19 protein-coding genes are annotated in these 18,317 nt (G+C 69.9%); 11 read left to right on the forward strand and 8 right to left on the reverse strand.

Features of this window, described 5'->3' with window-relative positions:
- The first annotated feature begins 32 nt into the window (after positions 1-32).
- Positions 33-200, forward strand: a complete 168-nt coding sequence (locus LT971_RS00100) for a DUF5786 family protein (protein ID WP_237004808.1) — start codon at positions 33-35, stop codon at positions 198-200.
- Here the strand turns inward: LT971_RS00100 and LT971_RS00105 are convergent, their stop codons facing one another.
- Complete coding sequence (locus LT971_RS00105; protein ID WP_237004809.1) at positions 201-1,004, reverse strand: DUF7530 family protein; 804 nt, start codon at positions 1,002-1,004, stop codon at positions 201-203.
- Complete coding sequence (locus LT971_RS00110) at positions 997-1,899, reverse strand: NAD(P)H-binding protein (protein WP_237004810.1); 903 nt, start codon at positions 1,897-1,899, stop codon at positions 997-999. The genes LT971_RS00105 and LT971_RS00110 overlap by 8 nt, the downstream gene beginning before the upstream one ends.
- 174 nt (positions 1,900-2,073) lie before the next feature.
- Between LT971_RS00110 and LT971_RS00115 the strand changes: the two genes are divergently transcribed.
- The 6 genes from LT971_RS00115 to LT971_RS00140 all read left to right on the forward strand — a co-directional run bounded on the left by LT971_RS00115 (position 2,074) and on the right by LT971_RS00140 (position 8,650).
- Positions 2,074-3,246: a PstS family phosphate ABC transporter substrate-binding protein gene (locus LT971_RS00115; protein ID WP_237004811.1), complete on the forward strand. Its 1,173-nt coding sequence runs from the start codon at positions 2,074-2,076 to the stop codon at positions 3,244-3,246.
- 70 nt (positions 3,247-3,316) lie between these two features.
- On the forward strand, positions 3,317-4,387 hold the full coding sequence (gene pstC / locus LT971_RS00120) for a phosphate ABC transporter permease subunit PstC (RefSeq protein WP_237004812.1): 1,071 nt from the start codon (positions 3,317-3,319) through the stop codon (positions 4,385-4,387).
- On the forward strand, positions 4,384-6,027 hold the full coding sequence (gene pstA, locus LT971_RS00125; protein ID WP_237004813.1) for a phosphate ABC transporter permease PstA: 1,644 nt from the start codon (positions 4,384-4,386) through the stop codon (positions 6,025-6,027). The genes pstC and pstA overlap by 4 nt, the downstream gene beginning before the upstream one ends.
- Entirely contained in the window at positions 6,020-6,925 is a 906-nt protein-coding gene (gene pstB, locus LT971_RS00130) for a phosphate ABC transporter ATP-binding protein PstB (RefSeq protein WP_237004814.1), read from the forward strand. The genes pstA and pstB overlap by 8 nt, the downstream gene beginning before the upstream one ends.
- A 5-nt stretch (positions 6,926-6,930) precedes the next feature.
- Entirely contained in the window at positions 6,931-7,611 is a 681-nt protein-coding gene (gene phoU, locus LT971_RS00135; protein WP_237004815.1) for a phosphate signaling complex protein PhoU, read from the forward strand.
- A gap of 1 nt (position 7,612) precedes the next feature.
- The gene (locus tag LT971_RS00140) at positions 7,613-8,650 is read left to right on the forward strand and encodes an AbrB/MazE/SpoVT family DNA-binding domain-containing protein (RefSeq protein WP_237004816.1); all 1,038 of its coding nucleotides are present in this window, start codon (positions 7,613-7,615) and stop codon (positions 8,648-8,650) included.
- A 33-nt stretch (positions 8,651-8,683) separates the two neighbouring features.
- Here LT971_RS00140 and LT971_RS00145 read toward each other — a convergent pair whose 3' ends face one another.
- Entirely contained in the window at positions 8,684-9,547 is an 864-nt protein-coding gene (locus tag LT971_RS00145; RefSeq protein ID WP_237004818.1) for a YkgJ family cysteine cluster protein, read from the reverse strand.
- A gap of 462 nt (positions 9,548-10,009) precedes the next feature.
- Between LT971_RS00145 and LT971_RS00150 the strand changes: the two genes are divergently transcribed.
- The 3 genes from LT971_RS00150 (at position 10,010) to LT971_RS00160 (ending at position 12,613) form a co-directional block, all read left to right on the forward strand.
- The gene (locus LT971_RS00150) at positions 10,010-10,210 is read left to right on the forward strand and encodes a DUF7561 family protein (protein WP_237004819.1); all 201 of its coding nucleotides are present in this window, start codon (positions 10,010-10,012) and stop codon (positions 10,208-10,210) included.
- Positions 10,211-10,241: 31 nt separating this feature from the next.
- Positions 10,242-12,179: a helicase C-terminal domain-containing protein gene (locus LT971_RS00155; RefSeq protein WP_237004820.1), complete on the forward strand. Its 1,938-nt coding sequence runs from the start codon at positions 10,242-10,244 to the stop codon at positions 12,177-12,179.
- A 158-nt stretch (positions 12,180-12,337) separates the two neighbouring features.
- On the forward strand, positions 12,338-12,613 hold the full coding sequence (locus LT971_RS00160; RefSeq protein WP_237004821.1) for a hypothetical protein: 276 nt from the start codon (positions 12,338-12,340) through the stop codon (positions 12,611-12,613).
- Between the two features lie 76 nt (positions 12,614-12,689).
- On the opposite strand, the gene LT971_RS00165 is transcribed toward LT971_RS00160, so the two are convergent.
- Both LT971_RS00165 and LT971_RS00170 read right to left on the reverse strand, forming a co-directional pair.
- Positions 12,690-13,718, reverse strand: a complete 1,029-nt coding sequence (locus tag LT971_RS00165; RefSeq protein ID WP_237004822.1) for a class I SAM-dependent methyltransferase — start codon at positions 13,716-13,718, stop codon at positions 12,690-12,692.
- On the reverse strand, positions 13,711-14,814 hold the full coding sequence (locus LT971_RS00170) for a 60S ribosomal export protein NMD3 (RefSeq protein WP_237004823.1): 1,104 nt from the start codon (positions 14,812-14,814) through the stop codon (positions 13,711-13,713). The genes LT971_RS00165 and LT971_RS00170 overlap by 8 nt, the downstream gene beginning before the upstream one ends.
- Before the next feature lie 183 nt (positions 14,815-14,997).
- Between LT971_RS00170 and radA the strand changes: the two genes are divergently transcribed.
- Positions 14,998-16,029, forward strand: coding sequence for a DNA repair and recombination protein RadA (gene radA / locus LT971_RS00175; RefSeq protein WP_237004824.1), 1,032 nt, complete (start codon positions 14,998-15,000; stop codon positions 16,027-16,029).
- A 32-nt stretch (positions 16,030-16,061) separates the two neighbouring features.
- Here the strand turns inward: radA and LT971_RS00180 are convergent, their stop codons facing one another.
- The 3 genes from LT971_RS00180 to LT971_RS00190 all read right to left on the reverse strand — a co-directional run bounded on the left by LT971_RS00180 (position 16,062) and on the right by LT971_RS00190 (position 18,245).
- Positions 16,062-16,466, reverse strand: coding sequence for a hypothetical protein (locus LT971_RS00180; RefSeq protein ID WP_237004825.1), 405 nt, complete (start codon positions 16,464-16,466; stop codon positions 16,062-16,064).
- Positions 16,467-16,515: 49 nt separating this feature from the next.
- A complete protein-coding gene (locus LT971_RS00185) occupies positions 16,516-16,938 on the reverse strand; it encodes an iron-sulfur cluster assembly scaffold protein (RefSeq protein ID WP_237004827.1) in 423 nt (140 codons plus the stop codon).
- Between the two features lie 62 nt (positions 16,939-17,000).
- Positions 17,001-18,245 carry an aminotransferase class V-fold PLP-dependent enzyme gene (locus LT971_RS00190; RefSeq protein ID WP_237004828.1) on the reverse strand — a complete coding sequence of 415 codons (1,245 nt, stop codon included), beginning with the start codon at positions 18,243-18,245 and terminating at the stop codon, positions 17,001-17,003.
- Between the last annotated feature and the right edge of the window lie 72 nt (positions 18,246-18,317).

Here is an 18,317-nt window from a genome sequence, read left to right on the forward strand (position 1 = left end):
GACAACTGACTACTACCGTGTGTGTAGTTGTCATGTCAATGGGTGCCTATGACGAAGACGAACACGAACGGCGGGAATCGAAACACAGCGTCGAAGTCTCGGACGACGACACGCGGTCCACGTACGAGGGGTCCGTCGAGTTCGACTCCGGAGACTCCACGGAGGAGCTGCTCGACCAGTTCGAGCAGATGAAGAACTGACTACTTCCTGAGGAGATACAGCGACACGCTCGTCACCACCGCCACCGCCAGCACGTGTCCAGACACGGCCGCGACCAGGAACGGGTGTCCCCAGACGAAGGGGACCAGAACCGCCTGCAGCACACCGAACCCGAGTGTGCGGACGTCCACGGCGGCCATTCTGGTCGCGGCCGCCGGGTGCAGGTCCTGCGTCAGCGACCGCCACAGCGCCACGACGGCCGCCCACCAGCCCGTCCCGATGCGGTAGCAGACGTCCCACAGCACGAGCAACGCGAGCGCCGACGGCAACACGGGCGGCTGCTCCCCGAGCAGTGAGACGAACAGCGTTGCGCCGTCCCGCGGGTCCCAGACGAACAGGTACGTCAACAGCAGGACGTACGACACCACCCCCAGCACGACCTCGATGCTGGACGCGAACAGGAGTTGGCGGTACCGCGGCGGGACGCCCGGTCCCCGGGCGCGAGAGCCGATGTCGAGCATGAACGCGCTGCCGGCCGCCGCCACCAGCACTGCCGCCGTCCCCGGCAGAATCGCGCCCGGCAGGTCGTAGACGGCGGCCATCACGAGCAGGCCCGCCTCGAACAGCACGAACTGCACGAGCACCGCCAGCCGGTCGGAGATGTCGACGCCGGGGACGGCGCCGACGATGCTCTCGTACACCCACGTCTCGCCGTAGACGCCGCCCGCGACACCGGTCCCCGCGCTCGCTGGGTCGAACTCGCTGTACTCGGCCCCGCCGCCAGCGTCACCGCCGGGCGCGCTACCGCCGCCGGAGCCGCCACTGCCGCCGCTCCCGTCAGCCATCGACGGCCACCCCGCGGTCCCGCAGCGCCTGCGCGGCCGCGTCGTCGAACGGTGTCAGGTCCACGTCTACGAGGTCGCGGATGCTGTCGTCGGTGACGACGACGGGGTTCTTCAGGCCGTGAATCAGGGGGTGGGCGACGCTGCGCGGGACGTCCGTCACGAGGTCCACCCAGTACGTCGACAGCGTCGGTGACAGCACGGGCACCGGGAAGATGTACAGCCGGCGGCCGGCCAGCGCGGCAGTGCGCTCCAGCATCTCCTGGTAGGAGAGGACGTCCGGCCCGCCGACCTCGTAGGTCCCGCCGGCCGTCTCGGGGACGTCGAGGACGCCGACGAGGTACGCGACCACGTCCCGGGCCGCGATTGGCTGGCAGGGCGTCCGCACCCACTGTGGCGTCACCATCACCGGCAGCCGGTCGACGAGCTGGAAGACGAGCTCGAAGCTCGTGCTCCCCTCGCCGACCACGACGGCCGCCCGCAGCGTCGTCAGGTCGAACGCGGCGTCGGCCAGCACCGCCTCGACCTCGCGGCGCGACTCGAGGTGTTCGGACAGGTCGGCGCCCTCCTCGCCGAGCCCGCCGAGGTAGACCACGCGGTCGACGCCCGCCGCGTCGGCGCCGGCGGCGAAGTTCCGGGCCGCGCGGCGGTCCCGTTCGGCGAAGTCCTCGCCGGCGCGCATCGAGTGGACGAGATAGTAGGCGGCGTCGACACCCTCGAAGACGCCCGACAGCGACTCGGGGTCCAGCAGGTCGCCCTCCACGACCTCGACGCCCTCGGGCGGGTCGTACCCCGAGGCGTCGCGGACGAGCGCCCTGACGTCGTGGCCGGCGGCGACGAGTTCGGGAGCGAGCCGGCCGCCGACGAAGCCGGTCGCGCCCGTGACGAGTACGTGCACGCCGCTACCAACGGCCGGCGCGGGGTTAAGTGTCGTCCCCGGTCGTTCGCCACCGGGAGCGCGCCGGGTCCGGGGAGCGTTCCTATATAGCAATCATTCTCCTACAACCCCCCAAAATCCGGCACGTACCCCTATTATAAACCGGTTTAGTGTCAGCTGGCCCGTGTCCAGTCGATGGCATCAGACCCAGACCGGCTGGCCGACATCGTATCGCGTCGGAAGTTCGTCGCGGCGACGGGCGCCGCAGGCATCGCGGCCGTCGCGGGCTGTTCGAGCAGCGGCGACGGGGGAGACGGCGGTGACGGCGGAGACGACGGGGAATCGACGACGGCAGCGGCGACGGCCGACAACCAGGAGACGACGAGCGGCGACGAGCAGGCCTCGCAGGTCGCGACGGACACCCTGGTCGGCGACGGGTCCTCGACGGTGTTCCCCATCGCGAACACGGGCGCCTCGTACTGGAACTCCAACCCGGAGCCCGGCGACGAGGACTACTTCCCGCAGGAGTGGGCCGACGAGTACGGCACCGACATGCGTCTCGCCGACTACTTCGCCACCCAGTACGGCTGGACGGAGTCCGGCGAGCGCTCCGTGCCCCCGTTCCGCATCAGTATCGCGCTCTCACACTCCGGGACCGGCATCGAGGGCGTCATGGAGGAACGCATCGATATCGGTGACGCCAGCTCCACGGCGGAGGCGGAACTCGCCGGCAGCGACGTCTCCGACGAGGAGCTCGACAAGTTCGTCGACCACGTCGTCGGCGTCGACGGCCAGCCCATCGTCGTCTCCAAGGAGATCAAGGACGCCGGCGTCACCGACATCACCATCGAGGAACTGCGCAAGATCTACCGCCAGGAGATCACGAACTGGCAGGAGCTCGGCGGCCCGGACAAGGAGATTCTCGCGCTCGGTCGCGCACCGGGTTCGGGGACGAACACGGCGTTCCTCGTGAACGTCATGGGCGACGCCGAGGCGTCCATCTCGCCGGACCAGCGCTACGGGAAGAACCAGCAGCTCCAGCAGGCCGTCGCGACGGCCGACAACGCCATCGCGTACATCGCGCTCGCGTTCGTGCAGCCGGACGGCCAGGTGCCGCCCATCGGCCTCGAAATCGACGGCACGCTCTACGAGTACGGGAAGAACCTCGGCTCCAAGGAGTACCCGCTGGCGCGCGACCTCCACTGCTACACGTGGGAGGACACGAGCCGCCAAGAGGCTGCCTTCATCAACTTCCTGCTGTCGGACTTCGGCCAGGAGTTCTTCGTGGAGTCGAACAACTACTTCGCGCTGCCCGACGGCCGACTCGAGACCCAGCGCGAGAAGGTCGCCGCGAGCAAGTACGAGTAGCCCGCGGTCCGCCGACTGTCGACCTGTCATCCACCTGCGGTCCGCCTTCGATACACCGAACACAACACACATGGCATCCAGAATCGTCGAGCGGTTCGAACAGTACCGGTCCCGGAACGAGGACGCCGCGCTGGTCCTGCTGGCGGTGACCGCGCTGTCACTGGTGGTGGCGTTCGTCCTGTTCTACCAGCAGTCACGCTGGACCGTCGTCCCGGTGGCGGCGTTCCTCGTGTTGACCGTGGTCGGCTGGGTCAGATACCAGGCGACCGTCGCGCGCGGCCTGACGTTCGTCATGACCGTCGCCACGGTCGCCGTCCTCGGGCTCATCGTGGCGTTCCTGGTCGTGCGAGCGTGGCCGGCGTTCGAACAGATGGGACTAGAGGCACTGTACCGGACCGAGGAGCCGCTGTGGAAGCCCGCGAAGACCACGCCGTGGTCGCTCGCGCCGATGATCGTCGGGACGATGGTGACGACGGCCATCGCGACGGTCGTCGCCGCGCCGCTGGGCATCGCCGGCGCGCTCTACATCAGCGAAATCGCGTCCGAGACCACCCGGGAGGTCGTGAAGCCGGGCATCGAGCTGATGGCGGGGATTCCGTCCATCACGTACGGCTTCATCGGGTTCGTCATCGTGAACCGGTTCTTCTACGAGGCGTTCCAGACGTCGACGATTGGGAACTACTTCACGGTCGGGGTCATGATCGGCATCATGGCGCTGCCGACCATCGTGTCGGTCGCCGAAGACGCGCTGTCGACGGTCCCCGAAGCGATGAAGAGCGGCGCGCTGGCCGTCGGGACGACGAACTGGCAGACGATGAAGAGCGTCACCGTCCCGTCGGCGTTCTCCGGCGTGTCCGCCGCCGTCCTGCTGGGCGTGGGGCGCGCGATGGGCGAGACGATGGCGGCGACGGTGATGATTCCGCACACGAAGGGTTTCGCCGACCCAGTCTACGACGTGTTCGGCGGCGTCGGCGAGACGCTGACGACCGTCATCGCCTTCGAGGGCGGGAACGCCACGGGCCGCCACATCGAGGGGCTGTTCGCGGCCGGCGTCGTGCTGTTCGCGATGGTGCTCGTCCTGAGTGTCACCGCGCAGCTGATTCAGGCCCGGATGCGGAGCAAGTACGGTGGTGACCGATGAGCACGGTCACCCGGCACGCGCTCGTCGCGGGGGAGACGACGCTCCGCGAGTACGTCTCGACGGGCGTGATGGCGGTCGGCGCAGTGCTGTTCCTCGCGAGCTGGGCCGTGCTGTTCCAGTGGGTCGGCGAGCGCACGCCCGTGCTCGGCGTGGACCTCTTCACGCTGTTCGGCGTGCTGTTGCTCGCGATGGCCGCCGGCATCGCCGGCGTCGGCGTCGCCTCTCGGCTCGGTCACGTGTCCGCGTCGCCGTCCGCGTCGGCCGGCCTCGTCGCCGGCTCGCTGTTCGGCGGCATCGGCTTCGTCACCGGTGGACTGGTGGCGTCCCAGACGCTCGGAATGGGGACCGTCGGCTGGCTCGCCGTCGCGGTCGCGACTGGTGTAGCCGCCGCCGCCCTCGCGGTCGTGCCTCGAGAGGACGTCGGGTCGACGCTCCCGGCGGCGCTGTTCCTCGCGCTCGTCGGCGCGTTGCTCGTCACCGACACCCTCGGCCTCGGGTGGTCGTGGTCGCCGAACGACGTCTCGGCGACCTTCGTCGGGTCCGTGATGGTCCCCGTGGTGACCATCGCCGGGTCGCTGGTCGGCTCGTGGAGCGCCGCGAAGGCCCGAGCGGGCTTCGGCACGCAGGGCCGCGAGGCCGGCGCGTTCTACCTGATTCGGCTGAGCGTGTTCGGGATGCTCGGCGTCCTCACCTTGCTCGTCGGCTTCATCGTGAAAAACGGGCTGGAGACGGCGCTCACGAACGCCCAGTTCGGCCTCGACGGCCACCTCGACCTGCCCGGGGCGCTGTTCGGCGTGGCGCTGCCGGACTGGTCGCTTCCGTTCGTCGACGTACAGGTCCCGTTCGTGACGAACGTCTCCCAGAGCCTCTATGTCGACGTGCCGGGGCTCGCGCCCGCCATCCTCGGGACGCTCTGGCTCGTGGTCGGCGCGATGCTGTTCGCTATCCCGCTCGGGCTCGCGGCCGCCATCTTCCTCGCGGAGTACACCGAGAGCCGGCTGTTCCGGCAGCTCGTCGAGGTCGCGACGAACGGCCTCTGGAGCACGCCGAGCATCGTCTTCGGGCTGTTCGGGCTGGCGTTCCTCGTGCCCCGGTTCGGCGGCGGGAAGTCCCTGCTGTCGGGTCAGCTCGTGCTCGGCTTCATGCTGCTGCCGCTGGTCGTCATCACGAGCTACGAGTCCATCAAGGCCGTCCCGGACGAGTACCGGGACGCCAGCGCCGCGCTCGGTGTGACCCAGTGGCAGACCATCAGGAGCGCCGTGCTCCCGGCCGCGATGCCGGGCGTCATCACGGGCGTCATCCTCGGCGTCGGCCGTATCGCGGGTGAGACGGCACCGCTGCTGCTGGTCTACGGCGGCCCCCCCTTCGCGAGCCAGAACCCGAACGTCCTGTCGTCGTTCCAGTTCACGAGCTCGCCGCCGTTCGTCTCCAACACCGCGCTACTGGACGCCGGCAGCGCGCTCCCCTACCAGCTCTACACCTCGATCACGAGCGGGCGGCTGCCCGGACAGGGCGCCCCCTTCACCGTCCAGGACTTCGGCTGGGGGACCGCGCTCGTGCTCCTCGTCGTCGTACTCGGCCTGTACGCCGTCGGCATCGCCAGCAGACTGTACTTCCGCAACAAACTGTACAATGAGTAACGCAGACGTCAGCCACCAGTCGACCCCGGCACCAGCATCGACCACGACGACCGGCGAGACCGAGGAGACCGTCCGCGAGTCGTGGCGCACCTACGACGTCACGGGCGAGCCCGCCGTCGCCGTCGAGGACCTGAACGTCCACTACGGCGACGACCACGCCCTGAAGGACGTCTCCATGGACATCCCCGAGGAGAGCGTGACCGCGCTCATCGGGCCGTCGGGCTGCGGGAAGTCGACGTTCCTCCGGTGCCTGAACCGGATGAACGACCGCATCAAGGCCGCGCGCATCGACGGCTCCGTCGAGGTCGGCGGCGAGGAGATATACCAGGACGGCGTCGACCTGGTGGAGCTCCGGAAGCGCGTCGGGATGGTGTTCCAGGCGCCGAACCCGTTCCCGAAGTCTATCCGGGAGAACGTCTCCTACGGCCCGCGGAAGCACGGCGACCTCGACACGAGCCTGCTCAGTCGCCTGCTCGGGCGCGACGACGCCGAAGCCGAGGAAGCGCTCGTAGAGCAGTGTCTCCGGGACGCAGCGCTCTACGAGGAGGTCGCCGACCGCCTCGAGGACAACGCGCTCGGCCTCTCGGGCGGCCAGCAACAGCGCCTCTGCATCGCTCGCGCGCTCGCCGTCGACCCCGACGTGCTGTTGATGGACGAGCCCGCGTCGGCTCTCGACCCCATCGCGACGGCGAAAATCGAGGACCTCATCGGGGAACTCGCCGAGGACTACACGGTCGTCGTCGTCACGCACAACATGCAGCAGGCCGCCCGCATCAGCGACCAGACGGCGGTCTTCCTCACGGGCGGCGAGCTCGTCGAGTACGGTGACACCGACCAGGTCTTCGAGAGCCCGGAGAGCCAGCGCGTCGAGGACTACATCACCGGCAAGTTCGGGTGATTCTCGTGCCACGTGATGCATTCCAGAACGCACTCGAGGACCTGCGGGCCGACGTGGTGGCGCTCGGCGAGCTGGTGGTGTCCCGGCTCGACGACGCGCTCGCGGCGTTGACGGGCGACGGCGGCGACGAGGTCGCAGCGGCGGTCGTGGACGGCGACAACGAGGTGAACGAGCGCTACCTCGACCTGGAGGCCGACTGCATCGAACTGTTCGCGCTCCAGCAGCCGGTCGCCGGCGACCTCCGCGTCGTCGCGGCGTCGTTCAAGATTCTGACCGACGTCGAGCGCGTCGGCGACCTCGCCGCGAACCTCGCCTCGTACGCGCTGGCAGCGGGCGACGAGCACGTCGCCGACGTCGACCTCGCGGCCATCGGGACGGCGGCGCGCGACCTGTTCGCGGACGCGCTGGCCGCGTACGCCGGCGGCGACGCGGCCGCCTGCCAGCGCATCGCGAACCGGGACGACGAGGTCGACGCGCTCTGCCAGCGCGCGAACGACCGCGTCGTCCGGGACCTCGTGGAACGTGGTGCCGCCAGCGAGGGGCCGTGGGATGCCGAAGCCGTCCTCGACGACGTGTCGACGCTGTTGCTCACCGTCCGGGACCTCGAACGGGTTGCCGACCACGCGGTGAACGTCGCCGCGCGGACGCTGTACCTCGTCGAGAACGACCCCCGGCTGGTGTACTGAGATGGAGACGAGGAAAGTCCAGCAGGTCGGCGGCGGCACGTACACGGTCTCGATTCCCGTACACTGGGCGAACGAGCACGACGTCGGCGCGGGCGACACGGCCTACCTCTACCCGCACAGCGACGGGTCGCTGGTCGTACGGTGGGCCGACGGCGAGGACAGCGACCTCGCGGCGACCGTCGTCGACCTCCCCGACAGCGACGAGGCAGCGGCGTCGCCGGCGGCGGCCGAGCGTAGCCTCGACGCGGCGTACGTGGCCGGCTACAGGCGAATCGAGATACGGACCGCCGGCGGCCTCGACGACGGCCAGCGGCGGGCGGTCGTCGACCGGGCGCGCACCCTGAGCGGCGTCGGCGTCACCGAGGGGACCGAGGACAGCGTGACCGTCCGGGGGCTACTGGACGCGGACGACGTCTCCGTCCGGCAGTCCATCCGGCAGTTGCGGTTCACGGCGCTATCGACACACGACTCGGCGGTCAGCTCGCTGTCCGCTGTGGCAGCGGCAGACGGCGGCGTCGACCACGGCGACCGGCCCGCGCGGGTCCGCGACCGGCTCGGGGAGGTCGACCGGCTCGCGCGGCTGGTCGAGCGCTACGCGAACCGCGGGCTCGCCGACCGACAGGTGCTCGACGACCTCGGGGTCTCACGGGTGCGACTCGCCGAGTACGCCACGGTCGCCCGACAGCTCGAACGAGTCGCGGAGCACGCGGCCGCGGTCGCCCGGCACGCCGACGCTGCGCGCGGGTCGGTCGCGGCCGACGCCGTGACGGAACTGCGGGGAATCGGTGACGACGCCCGGCAGGTCGTCGACGACGCCACCAGCGCTCTAGTCGACGACGGCGACCCGGACGCGGCTCACGGCGCTCGCGCACTTGCGACGACGGTGAACTCGGATGCCGAGAGCGTGCGGCGGGCGCTGATCGAGCGGAGCCGGCACGACGCGCCGTGCCTGCTGCAGACGCTTGACTGTCTCGCCGGGACAGCGGCCTGCGGAGCGGAGATTGCGGCGGCGGCGCTCCGGGCGTCCGTGCGGTCGTAGTCTGCCCGGCAAGCCGCCGGTGGCGGCGCGCTGTCAGCCCCAGCCGGGCGTCCGGGGCGCGCCTCTCGCCGCTTCGACCGTGTCGGCGAGCTCGGGGTCGGGCGTCTCGTCGCCATCGGCGTGCTCGGCCCAGTCGTCGATGGCGCGCCCGACCCACGAGTCGGCGTCGACTGCGGTCTCGTAGGCCTGCTCGCGCTTCGTCGGTTCGACGGCGGTCGTGCCGGGGGCGCTGGCGGCGGCGACGGCGACGAACCGCGCGCGGTCCTCGTCGGTGAGCTCGCCGGCTTCCAGGCGGTCGACGATGCCCGCCGGCAGGTCCCCGGGGTCTGGGTACGCGAACACCTTCTGGCCGACCGCCTGCGGCCCGAACAGGAGCCCGGAGAGTTCCTCGGGCGGCGTGTCGTCGAGCAGCCTGTCGCCGCCGACGTGGTTCTCGACGCGCTCGCACTCGGTCTCGACGTCGAGTTCGAGGTTGTGTCCGGGGTACTCGGCGCACTCCTCGGGGTAGACGTCGCTGTCGTGGATACGACACTGCAGCGTCTCGGGGTCGAGGAACGCACACGAGGGCAGCCACGCACCGTCGGTGTCGAACGGCGCGACGGGCTTCGGTGGCTTCCGGATGCCGACGAAGAACGCCGGCTTCCCGCGGATGGCGGCGACCTCACGGCCGTCGACCTCGACGCTCGGGCCGTCCCGGGCTTCCCAGAGCCGGGGCGTCATCGCGTCGCCGAGCCCGGCGTCGAGGAACGCCCGCACGTCGTCCCGCGTCAGGGGGACGAGGTTGTACGTGTCGTCGAGGGGTTCCTGCGGGCCGCGGCGCTCGTGGTCGACGCCGGTGTCGGCGAGCGCGCGCCAGTCCACACAGCAGCCGGCGCAGTTCTCGCAGTCGACCTGCATGGGCGGTGATTCGTGGTGTGGCGTTTTGACTGTAGCGCCGGCTGGTGCTGTCGCTGTTCAATTATCAGCCGGCTACTCCGCTACAACCACGAAAGCCCCGGCGCGCTCGACTCCCGGGCCTCCCTGCGCTCCTCGGTCGCTATGCTCCCTGCGGTGCTTACTTCGGCCGGGTTCACCGACCGCGCCGCCCCTTTCGAAGTCCACCCGATACCGGGTGGCCGACGAGCACGTTTCTGCCCATTGACCAGCCGGGTGTCAGCGCAAGTGCGCCAATCAGACCGGGCGGGAATGGAAGGGGGCGGCGGGCTCCGGGAAGGCGCGCGACGAAAGCACGCGACCGAAGGGAGCGCGCGCAACGAGCGCACCGACCGGAGCCCGTCGGGGGCTTCCAGAACAAGTGCGAAGCAGGGTCGAACGCTCCTGCGGGCGAAAGTGTTTGGCCGGCGCGCCCCAACTCGGGGTATGAGCGAGGTCTGTGACGCCTGCGGCGACGAGGTGCGGCTCGCCGGCGGCATCGCGAACATCTGGTCGAGCGAGCCGATCCGGACCGGCGGCATGACCCTGGAGTTCGCCGACGACACGGAGCACTTCCTCTGTTTCGACTGCATCGAGGAACTCCCCGACGACCCCGTCGAGGCGGACGTGGACGCGCTGAAGGGATGACGTTTTCCGCGCGGCCCGCCTGCCTCCGACAGTGAATCCCGAGCGCATCGTCGGGGAGTTCCCCGCCCCCGAGTTCCGGGGCGCCCAGCAGCAGGCGCTTTCGGACATCCGGGACGCGTTCGCGGCGGGGAACGACGTGGTGCTGGTGCGGGCGCCCACCGGGAGCGGGAAGAGCCTGCTCGCGCGCTCCATCATGGGGTGCGCCCGGCGGGCTGCCGACGCCAGCCCGAGCGACGCCGTCGGCGCCTACTACACGACGCCGCAGGTGAGCCAGCTCGACGACGTCGCCGAAGACGACCTGCTGGAGGACTTCAAGCTCATCCGGGGGAAGTCCAACTACACCTGCATCCTGCCCGACGAGGAGACCACGCCCGTGGACCGGGCGCCGTGCGCTCGCGAGCGAGGCTACGACTGCGCGGTGAAACACCGCTGTCCGTACTTCTCCGACCGCGCCATCGCGTCCTCCCGGGACTTCGCGGCGATGACGCTGGCGTACTTCATGCGCACCGCCGGCAGCGAGGTCTTCAGGAAGCGCGACGTCTGCGTCGTCGACGAGGCCCACGGGCTCGCGGAGTGGGCGGAGATGTACGCGACCATCGACCTCGACGACCGGACGGTGCCGGTCTGGGAGGACGTCCGCGTCCCGGACGACCTCGACGGCGACCCCGACAGGACCGTGGACTTCGCCGAACACCTCGTTCGAGTCTGCGAGGGCGCGAAAGACGACCTGCTCGGGCAGGACGAGCTCACCGCCGAGGAGGTCGCTCGCCGGGACCGGCTCCAGGAGCTCATCTCCGAGCTGAACTGGTTCGTGGAGGACTACCGCGACCCCGAGTCGGCGACGACGTGGGTGGTGGACAGCGAGGCGCCACGCGCCTCGGAACGGTCGAGCGGGCGGAGCCCGCGAGACGCCGACGCCGAGGCGGTCACCATCAAGCCGATGGACCCGGAGCGCTACCTCAAACACACCGTCTGGGACCGCGCGAACAGGCACGCGCTGCTCTCGGCCACGATTCTGAACAAGGAGGCGTTCTGCCGGAGCGTCGGCCTCGACCCGTCGAACGTCGCGCTCGTCGACGTCGAACACACCTTCCCCGTGGAGAACCGGCCGCTGTACGACGTGACGCAGGGGAAGATGACCTACGAGCACCGCGAGCAGACGCTGCCGAAGGTCGCCGAGACCGTCGTGCGCGCGATGGCGAACCACCCCGACGAGAAGGGCATCGTTCACGCCCACAGCTACGACATCGCGGAGAAGCTGGCGGCCCACCTCGACGACGTCGGCGTCGGCGACCGCGTGCGGACCCACGACTCGGACACCCGGGACGCCGAACTGGAGCGCTGGAAAGCCAGCGACGCCCCCGAGGTGTTCGTCTCCGTGAAGATGGAGGAGGCCCTCGACCTCGCTCACGACCTCGGGCGCTGGCAGGTGCTGTGCAAGGCGCCGTTCCTCAACACGAACGACTCCCGCGTGGCCGCGAGGCTCGCGGACGGCCAGTGGGCGTGGTACTACCGGACCGCCCTCCGAACCGTCATTCAGGCCTGCGGCCGGGTGGTGCGCGCCCCCGACGACTACGGCGCCACCTACGTCGCCGACGCGAGCATCCTCGACCTCTTCGAGCGCGCCCGCACCGACATGCCGCCGTGGTTCGCCGACCAGGTCGACCGCATGAGCACGCCGGACCTCCCGCCCGCCGACCCCGAGGCCGCGCTCGGCGAGACAACCACGAGCGTCGAACAGGTCGAGACGTTCGACCGCTCCGACAGCGGTGACCGGAGCGGGTCGAGGAGTGGCGGTGGCGGCAGTAGCAGTTCGGACGGGAGCGGTGGCAGCAGCAGCAAAAGCGGTGGTAGCGGTAGAAGCGGCGGCGGTGGCTCCGGCGGGGGGGCGCCCGTCGGCCGGACGACGGACTACGAGGACCGCGAGAGCAAGGGGTCGCCGGTCGCCGACGTCTGGAACACGGAGTAGTAGCTAGAAGAACGAGACGGCGTACGCGACCGACGACCCGAGCATCAGGACCGTGAGGACGATGGCGAGGTACTGCTTGCGCTCCATGCCGTTGCGGTGTGGCTGCCGGGAGTTAGGCGTACCGGTGGGGTTTCGGACCGGGAGCCCGAAGCGCCGGTATGCTCCGGACGCGACTGCTCGGCGTCGGCCTGGTGGCAGCGGGACTGCTGCACCTCCTGGGCGCGACCCGGCTGCTGGACCTCGGCGAGACGGCGTACGGCGTCGTGCTGGACGTGGACTTCGACCCCGGGCGGACGGCCGCGTGGCGCGTGCGCGGGTTCGGCCTCCTGTTCCTCGCAGCTGGCGCGCACCTCGTCTACCACGGCCGCGTCGTCCCCCGGAGCGAAGACGGCGACAGGGACGCGGACGACGACGACGACGAGCGTGAGAACTAGGCGACCCGGGCGTCGAGAGCGACCACCCCAACGTGGTCAGTCCACGCGGGCGTCGAGAGCGACCACCCCAACGTGGTCAGTCCACGCGGGCGTCGAGGACGACGTGGAAGACGCCCTCGCTGTGTGACTTCACGCGGCGCCGGTCCAGCACCTCGACTTCGCGGCCGGCGCGCTCGCAGCCCTCGCGCAGGCGGCCGAGCGGGCGGTCCCAGAGTTCGGCCTCGGGGACGGCGGCGTGGACGTGGACGGTGCCGCCGGGTTCGAGGGCGTCGAGGGCGGCGGCGAGGTAGCCGGGGTCCTCGCCCGCGACCGGGCCGCCGAGCGCGTCGTAGTAGCCCATAACGACGCGGTCGGCCGACGCCTCGACCTCGCGGCAGTCGCCGAGGACGGCGTCCAGATTCCCGGCGACGTCGTTGAGCTGGGCGTTCTCCACGAGGAACCGGAAGGCGGTGGGGTTCTTCTCGACGGCTGTGACGGCAGCGCCGGCGCGCGCCATCGGGAGCGCGAAGTAGCCGACGCCGGCGAACATGTCCAGCACGCGCTCGTCGGCTTCGACGGCGTCGCCCATCCGGGCGCGCTCGGCCTTGTTGCCGGGCGAGAACATGACCTCGGCGAGGTCCAGCGCGTACCGGGTGCCGTGCTCGACGTGGACGGTCTCGGTGTCGCCGGCGCCCGCGACGACCGAGACATCGGGTTCGCGGTGTTCGCCGTCGACGCCGTCGCCGCGGTCGAGGACGGTGTCTGCCTCGCCGTGGAGGTCCAGCAGCGCGTCGCCGACCTCGTGGGGGTGGGGGCAGTCGGTGAAGTCCGCGAGAATCACGCTGCCGAGCACCGCCCACGAGGACGGCGCGCGGTCGCGTTCGGCGTCGGTCCAGCCGCGCTCCCGCAGCAGGTCGCCGAGGTCGGGGGCACGGGGGTCCGGGTCGTCCTGGGCGATGGCGCGCTCGAACGGGACCTCGTCGGGTTCCTCGGTCACCGGGAGTTCGACGTGGTCGTCGTCGTGCTCCCGTACCTTCCGCCGGTCGTCGTAGACGCCCTCGGCCTCCAGGCCGTCGATGACGGTCTGGCTGTCGGGCTTCGGGACGACGACGGCGAGGCTACGCATCGGGGAGGACGTGGAGGCCGGCCCGGGATTTGAGCGCCGGCACCGTCGACGCGTCTGGGTCGACGTAGTCCGGCCGGGGCACGGTCTCGGCCTCGTAGGTCTCCGGGTCGAGAATCTGGATGGAGGCGTCGTCCTCGGCCGTGACGACGGTCGCCTCCGTGGCGTCCTCGACGGAGCCGAGTTTGCGGGCGTCCGGGCTGTCGCCGTCCTCGAAGCTGGCCTCGTAGGGTTCGCCCGTGGTCACGCGGACGCCCTTGAGGTTGCCGTGGTTCGACCGCACGAGCACCGGGCCGCCGTCGTCGTCGGCGAGGTCCACGACGTCTCCGGGCGTGAACTCGGGGAGGCGGACGGCGTACGTCACCCGGTAGACCTCGTTGCCGTCGTCGTCCTCCGTGATGAGCGTCTCGTGGTCCTCGAAGCCGCCGCCGAACTCCTCGACGAGCTTCCGGGCGAGCTTGAGCCCGATCTTCGTCGTGGAGACCTTGATGTCGATGCCGGACTCGGCCGGCGATATCTCGGTGACGAACGCCTCCCGGTCGCCGGTGTCCTCGAGGTCGCCGACGATGCGGTGGGCGAGCTCGGTGGCTCGCTCGGTCTCCTCGCTGGTCGGGTCCCGGCCCACGGCCCGCACCTGCACTGTCGAGGCGTACGACTCCCCGGCGATGCGGCCACAGCGCGTGCACGTCTGGCGGCTCACCTTCACCGTGACGGTGACCTGCTCGGTCCGGTGGGTGTCCCGGACGACGCCCGTGAACGTCGCGTGCATCCGGACGGTGTTGTCGTCGAGTTTCTCCGGGCGGACCTCCCAGTCGACGTCCTCGGCCTCGAGGTGGACGCCCAGCGCCTCCGTCGTCTCCGCGACGGCGACGTCGACGTAGTCGTCGGCGCCGACGTCCACCCAGCGGTTCCCGCGGTGGACGGCCCCGCAGCGCGCGCACACCATCACCTCGATGGTGTCGGGAGCGTCCACGAGGTCGAAGTCCTCGAAGTAGCAGGCGTCGCACAGCGACTGCTCGCGGCGCGTCGCGCCGCTCCCGCCGCCCGCCTCGACGGGGTCTCCACACTGCGGGCAGAAGCTACTGCCTGCGTCGGTCATGCCCCCGGATAGCGCGCGGAGGCTGTTAAGTACCCCGTCACGGCCTCGGGACACCGCTCACTGGACGGCGGCGGTAACGAGCACCCACCAGCACCGGGCAGCGCCCCGCCGGCGCCCGCCATTTTCACTTTCAGTCTGGTGTATACGAGGCTTTATGGGTGGGCCCGCACAAGCAGGAGGTACATGCCCGAAGCAGACCTCGAGGAACTCCCCGGTGTGGGGCCCGCGACCGCAGAGAAACTCCGCGAGAACGGCTTCGACTCCTTCCAGAGTCTCGCCGTCGCCAACAGCGCCGAGCTGTCGAACACCGCCGACGTCGGCGAGAGCACCGCCGCCGACGTCATCCAGGCCGCCCGCGACGCCGCCGACGTCGGCGGCTTCGAGACGGGCTCGACCGTCCTCGAGCGCCGCGAGGAGATCGGGAAGCTCACGTGGAACATCCCCGAGGTCGACGACCTCCTCGGCGGTGGCGTCGAGACACAGTCCATCACCGAGGTGTACGGCGAGTTCGGCGCCGGGAAATCCCAGGTCACCCACCAGCTCGCGGTGAACGTCCAGCTCCCCACCGAGCACGGCGGCCTCCACGGCCGCGCCGTCTTCATCGACTCCGAGGACACGTTCCGCCCGGAGCGCATCGACGACATGGTACGTGGCCTCCCCGAGGAGAAACTCGAGGCCGCGATGGAGGCCCACGAGGTCGAGGGGAGCGTCGACGACGACGAGGCCCTCACGGAGCTCGTCGAGGCGTTCCTCGACAAGATCCACGTCGCGAAGGGCTTCAACTCCAACCACCAGATGCTGCTCGCCGAGAAGGCCAGCGACATCGCCAGCGAGTACGAGGACAGCGACTGGCCGGTACGAACCCTCGTCGTGGACTCCCTGACCGCACACTTCCGCGCCGAGTACGTCGGCCGCGGCGAACTCGCCGACCGACAGCAGAAGCTCAACAAGCACCTCCACGACCTCGAGAAGGTCGGGAACCTCTACAACGCCGCCGTCGTCGTCACCAACCAGGTGCAGTCGAACCCGGACGCGTTCTTCGGTGACCCGACCAAGCCCATCGGTGGCAACATCCTCGGCCACAAGTCCACGTTCCGGATGTACCTCCGGAAGTCCAAGAACGACAAGCGCATCGTGAAGCTCGTCGACGCGCCGAACCTCGCGGACGGCGAGGCCGTGATGCGCGTGCAGGACGGCGGTCTCAAGCCCGAGTAGCGCCGCAGAGTCCGAACGTCGCCTGCCCACTCCTACCCGTTCTCGACGGCGTCCAGTGCCGTCTGGCGTTTGGCCACGACGTCGTCGATGCGGGCTTTCTTGTCCTCCGGGTCTTCGAGGTCCCGGAGCCAGTAGAGGCTCGCGTAGAACTCGACGAGCGCACCGACCTCGCGCTCCGAGAGCCGGCCGAGATCGTCGGCGTTCGCCTCGTAGACGACCGGCACGTCGACGGCCGTCGTCACCCCCTCGTAGTCGCCCGCCTCGACGAGGTCGTCGACGTAGTCCAGCGACCGGAGTTCGTGCGTGAGTGCGACGCGGAGCCGGCGGGTCGCCGCGCGCTGGCGCCGCCAGAAGACGAAGTACGAGCCGGCGGCCGTGGCGACGGCGCCGACGAGCGCGCCGAGCACGAACCCCGGAGCTGTCGACGGGACGGTCACACCGGCGGTAGCCGGCGAGCACGGAAAAACTGTGGGCGGCGCGGAGCGGTCAGTCCTCGGTGGTCGTCTGGTCGACCTCGTCGGCCTCGCCGGCGTAGATCTCCGCGCCGTCCTGCACGACCTTCTCGGAGAGCACCGCGCACTTGATTCGCATCGGCGTCACCTCGACGCCGAGCATGTCGAGGACGTCGTCGCGGTCCAGTTCGTCCACCTCGTCGAGCGTCATCCCCGGCAGCTTCTCGGAGAGCATGCTCGCCGACGCCTGACTGATGGCACAGCCCTCGCCGCGGAACGCCACCCGCTCGATGGTCTCCCCGTCGTCGCGGAGTTCGACGTCGAACTCGAGTTCGTCGCCACACGAGGGGTTGTAGCCCTCGTGGGAGAACGTCGGCTCGGGGAGTTCGCCCTGGTTCCGGGGGTTGCGGTAGTGGTCGAGAATCTGCTGCCGGTACATGTCCGAGCCCATACTCATCTTGTGTCCGGGTACGGCTGAGCGGCGTAAAAGCGTTCCGCGAGTCGGCGTCAGGGCGTCCGCTACGCGAAGATGTCGCGGGCTTCGTCGACGGCGTCGACGAGCGCGTCGACCTCCTCGCGAGTGTTGTAGAGGTAGAACGACGCGCGAGCGGACGCGGCGACCCCGAGCGTGTCGTGCAGGGGCTGCGTACAGTGGTCGCCGGCGCGGATGGCGACCCCGTAGTCGTTCAGAATCGAGGAGAGGTCGTGGGCGTGGATGCCGTCGACGTTGAACGACACGACGGCGCCACGGTCGTCGCCTGGCGGCCCGTAGACGTCGACGTCGCCGGTCTCCGTGAGGCGGTCGTAGGCGTACTCCGTGAGTTCCTCCTCGTGGGCCTGAATCGCCTCCATGCCGACGTCCTCGATGTAGTCGACGGCCTCGGCGAGCGCGACGCCCTGCGCGATGACCGGCGTCCCGGCCTCGAATTTCCACGGCAGGTCGTTCCACGTCGAGTCCTCGTACGTGACCTTCTTGATCATCATGCCGCCGTAGAGGTACGGCTCCATCGCTTCGAGGAGGTGCCGTTTGCCGTAGAGGCAGCCGATGCCCGTCGGGCCGAGCATCTTGTGCCCGGAGAACGCGTAGAAGTCGGCGTCGATCTCCTGAACGTCGACGGGCCGCGTCGGCGCGGCCTGCGCGCCGTCCACGAAGATGAACGCGTCGTGGTCGTGGGCGATGTCGGCGAGGTCGCCGACGGGGTTGACGGTGCCCAGCGTGTTCGAGACGTGGACGACGTTCACCAGCTGGGTGTCCTCCGTGATCATCTCCGCGGCGGCGTCCATGTCGAGGTAGCCCTCGTCCGTGATGGGGATGTACTTCACCTCGGCGCCGGTCTTCTCGGCGACCTGCTGCCACGTCACGAGGCTGGCGTGGTGCTCCATCTGCGTCAGCACGACCTCGTCGCCCGGCCCGAGCTCGTTCAGCCCCCACGCGAACGCCACGAGATTCTCCGCCTCGGTGGTGTTCTTCGTGAACACCATCTCCTCGCGGTCCTCGCCGCCCACGAACTCCGCGAGCTTGTCGTGGGCGTCCTCGTAGGCGACAGAGGCCTCCTGACTGAGTTCGTGGAGGCCGCGGTGGACGTTCGAGTTGTACCGCCGGTAGTAGTCCGCGATGGCGTCGACGACCTGGTCCGGCGTCTGCGACGTGGCGGCGTTGTCCAGGTAGACGAGGTCCCGGCCGTCCGCGACCTCCCGCTCCAGAATCGGGAAGTCCGCCCGTATCGCTTCGACGTCGAGCGGCGCCTGCTCGGTTGCTTCCATTACCCCGAGCTAGGGAGGGAGGCCACTACTGTTCTTCGGTGGACCAAAACCCGGCCGCTATCCGTGACACCC

The organism is Halobacterium rubrum (genome assembly GCF_021729015.1).
GTDB lineage: Archaea > Halobacteriota > Halobacteria > Halobacteriales > Halobacteriaceae > Halobacterium > Halobacterium rubrum.

Excerpts from the sequence above, each read along its gene's own strand:
- LT971_RS00100 (WP_237004808.1), top strand. The coding sequence starts at position 33 with ATGTCAATGGGTGCCTATGACGAAGACGAACACGAACGGCGGGAATCG.
- LT971_RS00105 (WP_237004809.1), bottom strand. The coding sequence starts at position 1,004 with ATGGCTGACGGGAGCGGCGGCAGTGGCGGCTCCGGCGGCGGTAGCGCG.
- LT971_RS00115 (WP_237004811.1), top strand. The coding sequence starts at position 2,074 with ATGGCATCAGACCCAGACCGGCTGGCCGACATCGTATCGCGTCGGAAG.
- pstC (WP_237004812.1), top strand. The coding sequence starts at position 3,317 with ATGGCATCCAGAATCGTCGAGCGGTTCGAACAGTACCGGTCCCGGAAC.
- pstA (WP_237004813.1), top strand. The coding sequence starts at position 4,384 with ATGAGCACGGTCACCCGGCACGCGCTCGTCGCGGGGGAGACGACGCTC.
- pstB (WP_237004814.1), top strand. The coding sequence starts at position 6,020 with ATGAGTAACGCAGACGTCAGCCACCAGTCGACCCCGGCACCAGCATCG.
- LT971_RS00140 (WP_237004816.1), top strand. The coding sequence starts at position 7,613 with ATGGAGACGAGGAAAGTCCAGCAGGTCGGCGGCGGCACGTACACGGTC.
- LT971_RS00145 (WP_237004818.1), bottom strand. The coding sequence starts at position 9,547 with ATGCAGGTCGACTGCGAGAACTGCGCCGGCTGCTGTGTGGACTGGCGC.
- LT971_RS00150 (WP_237004819.1), top strand. The coding sequence starts at position 10,010 with ATGAGCGAGGTCTGTGACGCCTGCGGCGACGAGGTGCGGCTCGCCGGC.
- LT971_RS00160 (WP_237004821.1), top strand. The coding sequence starts at position 12,338 with ATGCTCCGGACGCGACTGCTCGGCGTCGGCCTGGTGGCAGCGGGACTG.
- LT971_RS00165 (WP_237004822.1), bottom strand. The coding sequence starts at position 13,718 with ATGCGTAGCCTCGCCGTCGTCGTCCCGAAGCCCGACAGCCAGACCGTC.
- LT971_RS00170 (WP_237004823.1), bottom strand. The coding sequence starts at position 14,814 with ATGACCGACGCAGGCAGTAGCTTCTGCCCGCAGTGTGGAGACCCCGTC.
- radA (WP_237004824.1), top strand. The coding sequence starts at position 14,998 with ATGCCCGAAGCAGACCTCGAGGAACTCCCCGGTGTGGGGCCCGCGACC.
- LT971_RS00185 (WP_237004827.1), bottom strand. The coding sequence starts at position 16,938 with ATGAGTATGGGCTCGGACATGTACCGGCAGCAGATTCTCGACCACTAC.
- LT971_RS00190 (WP_237004828.1), bottom strand. The coding sequence starts at position 18,245 with ATGGAAGCAACCGAGCAGGCGCCGCTCGACGTCGAAGCGATACGGGCG.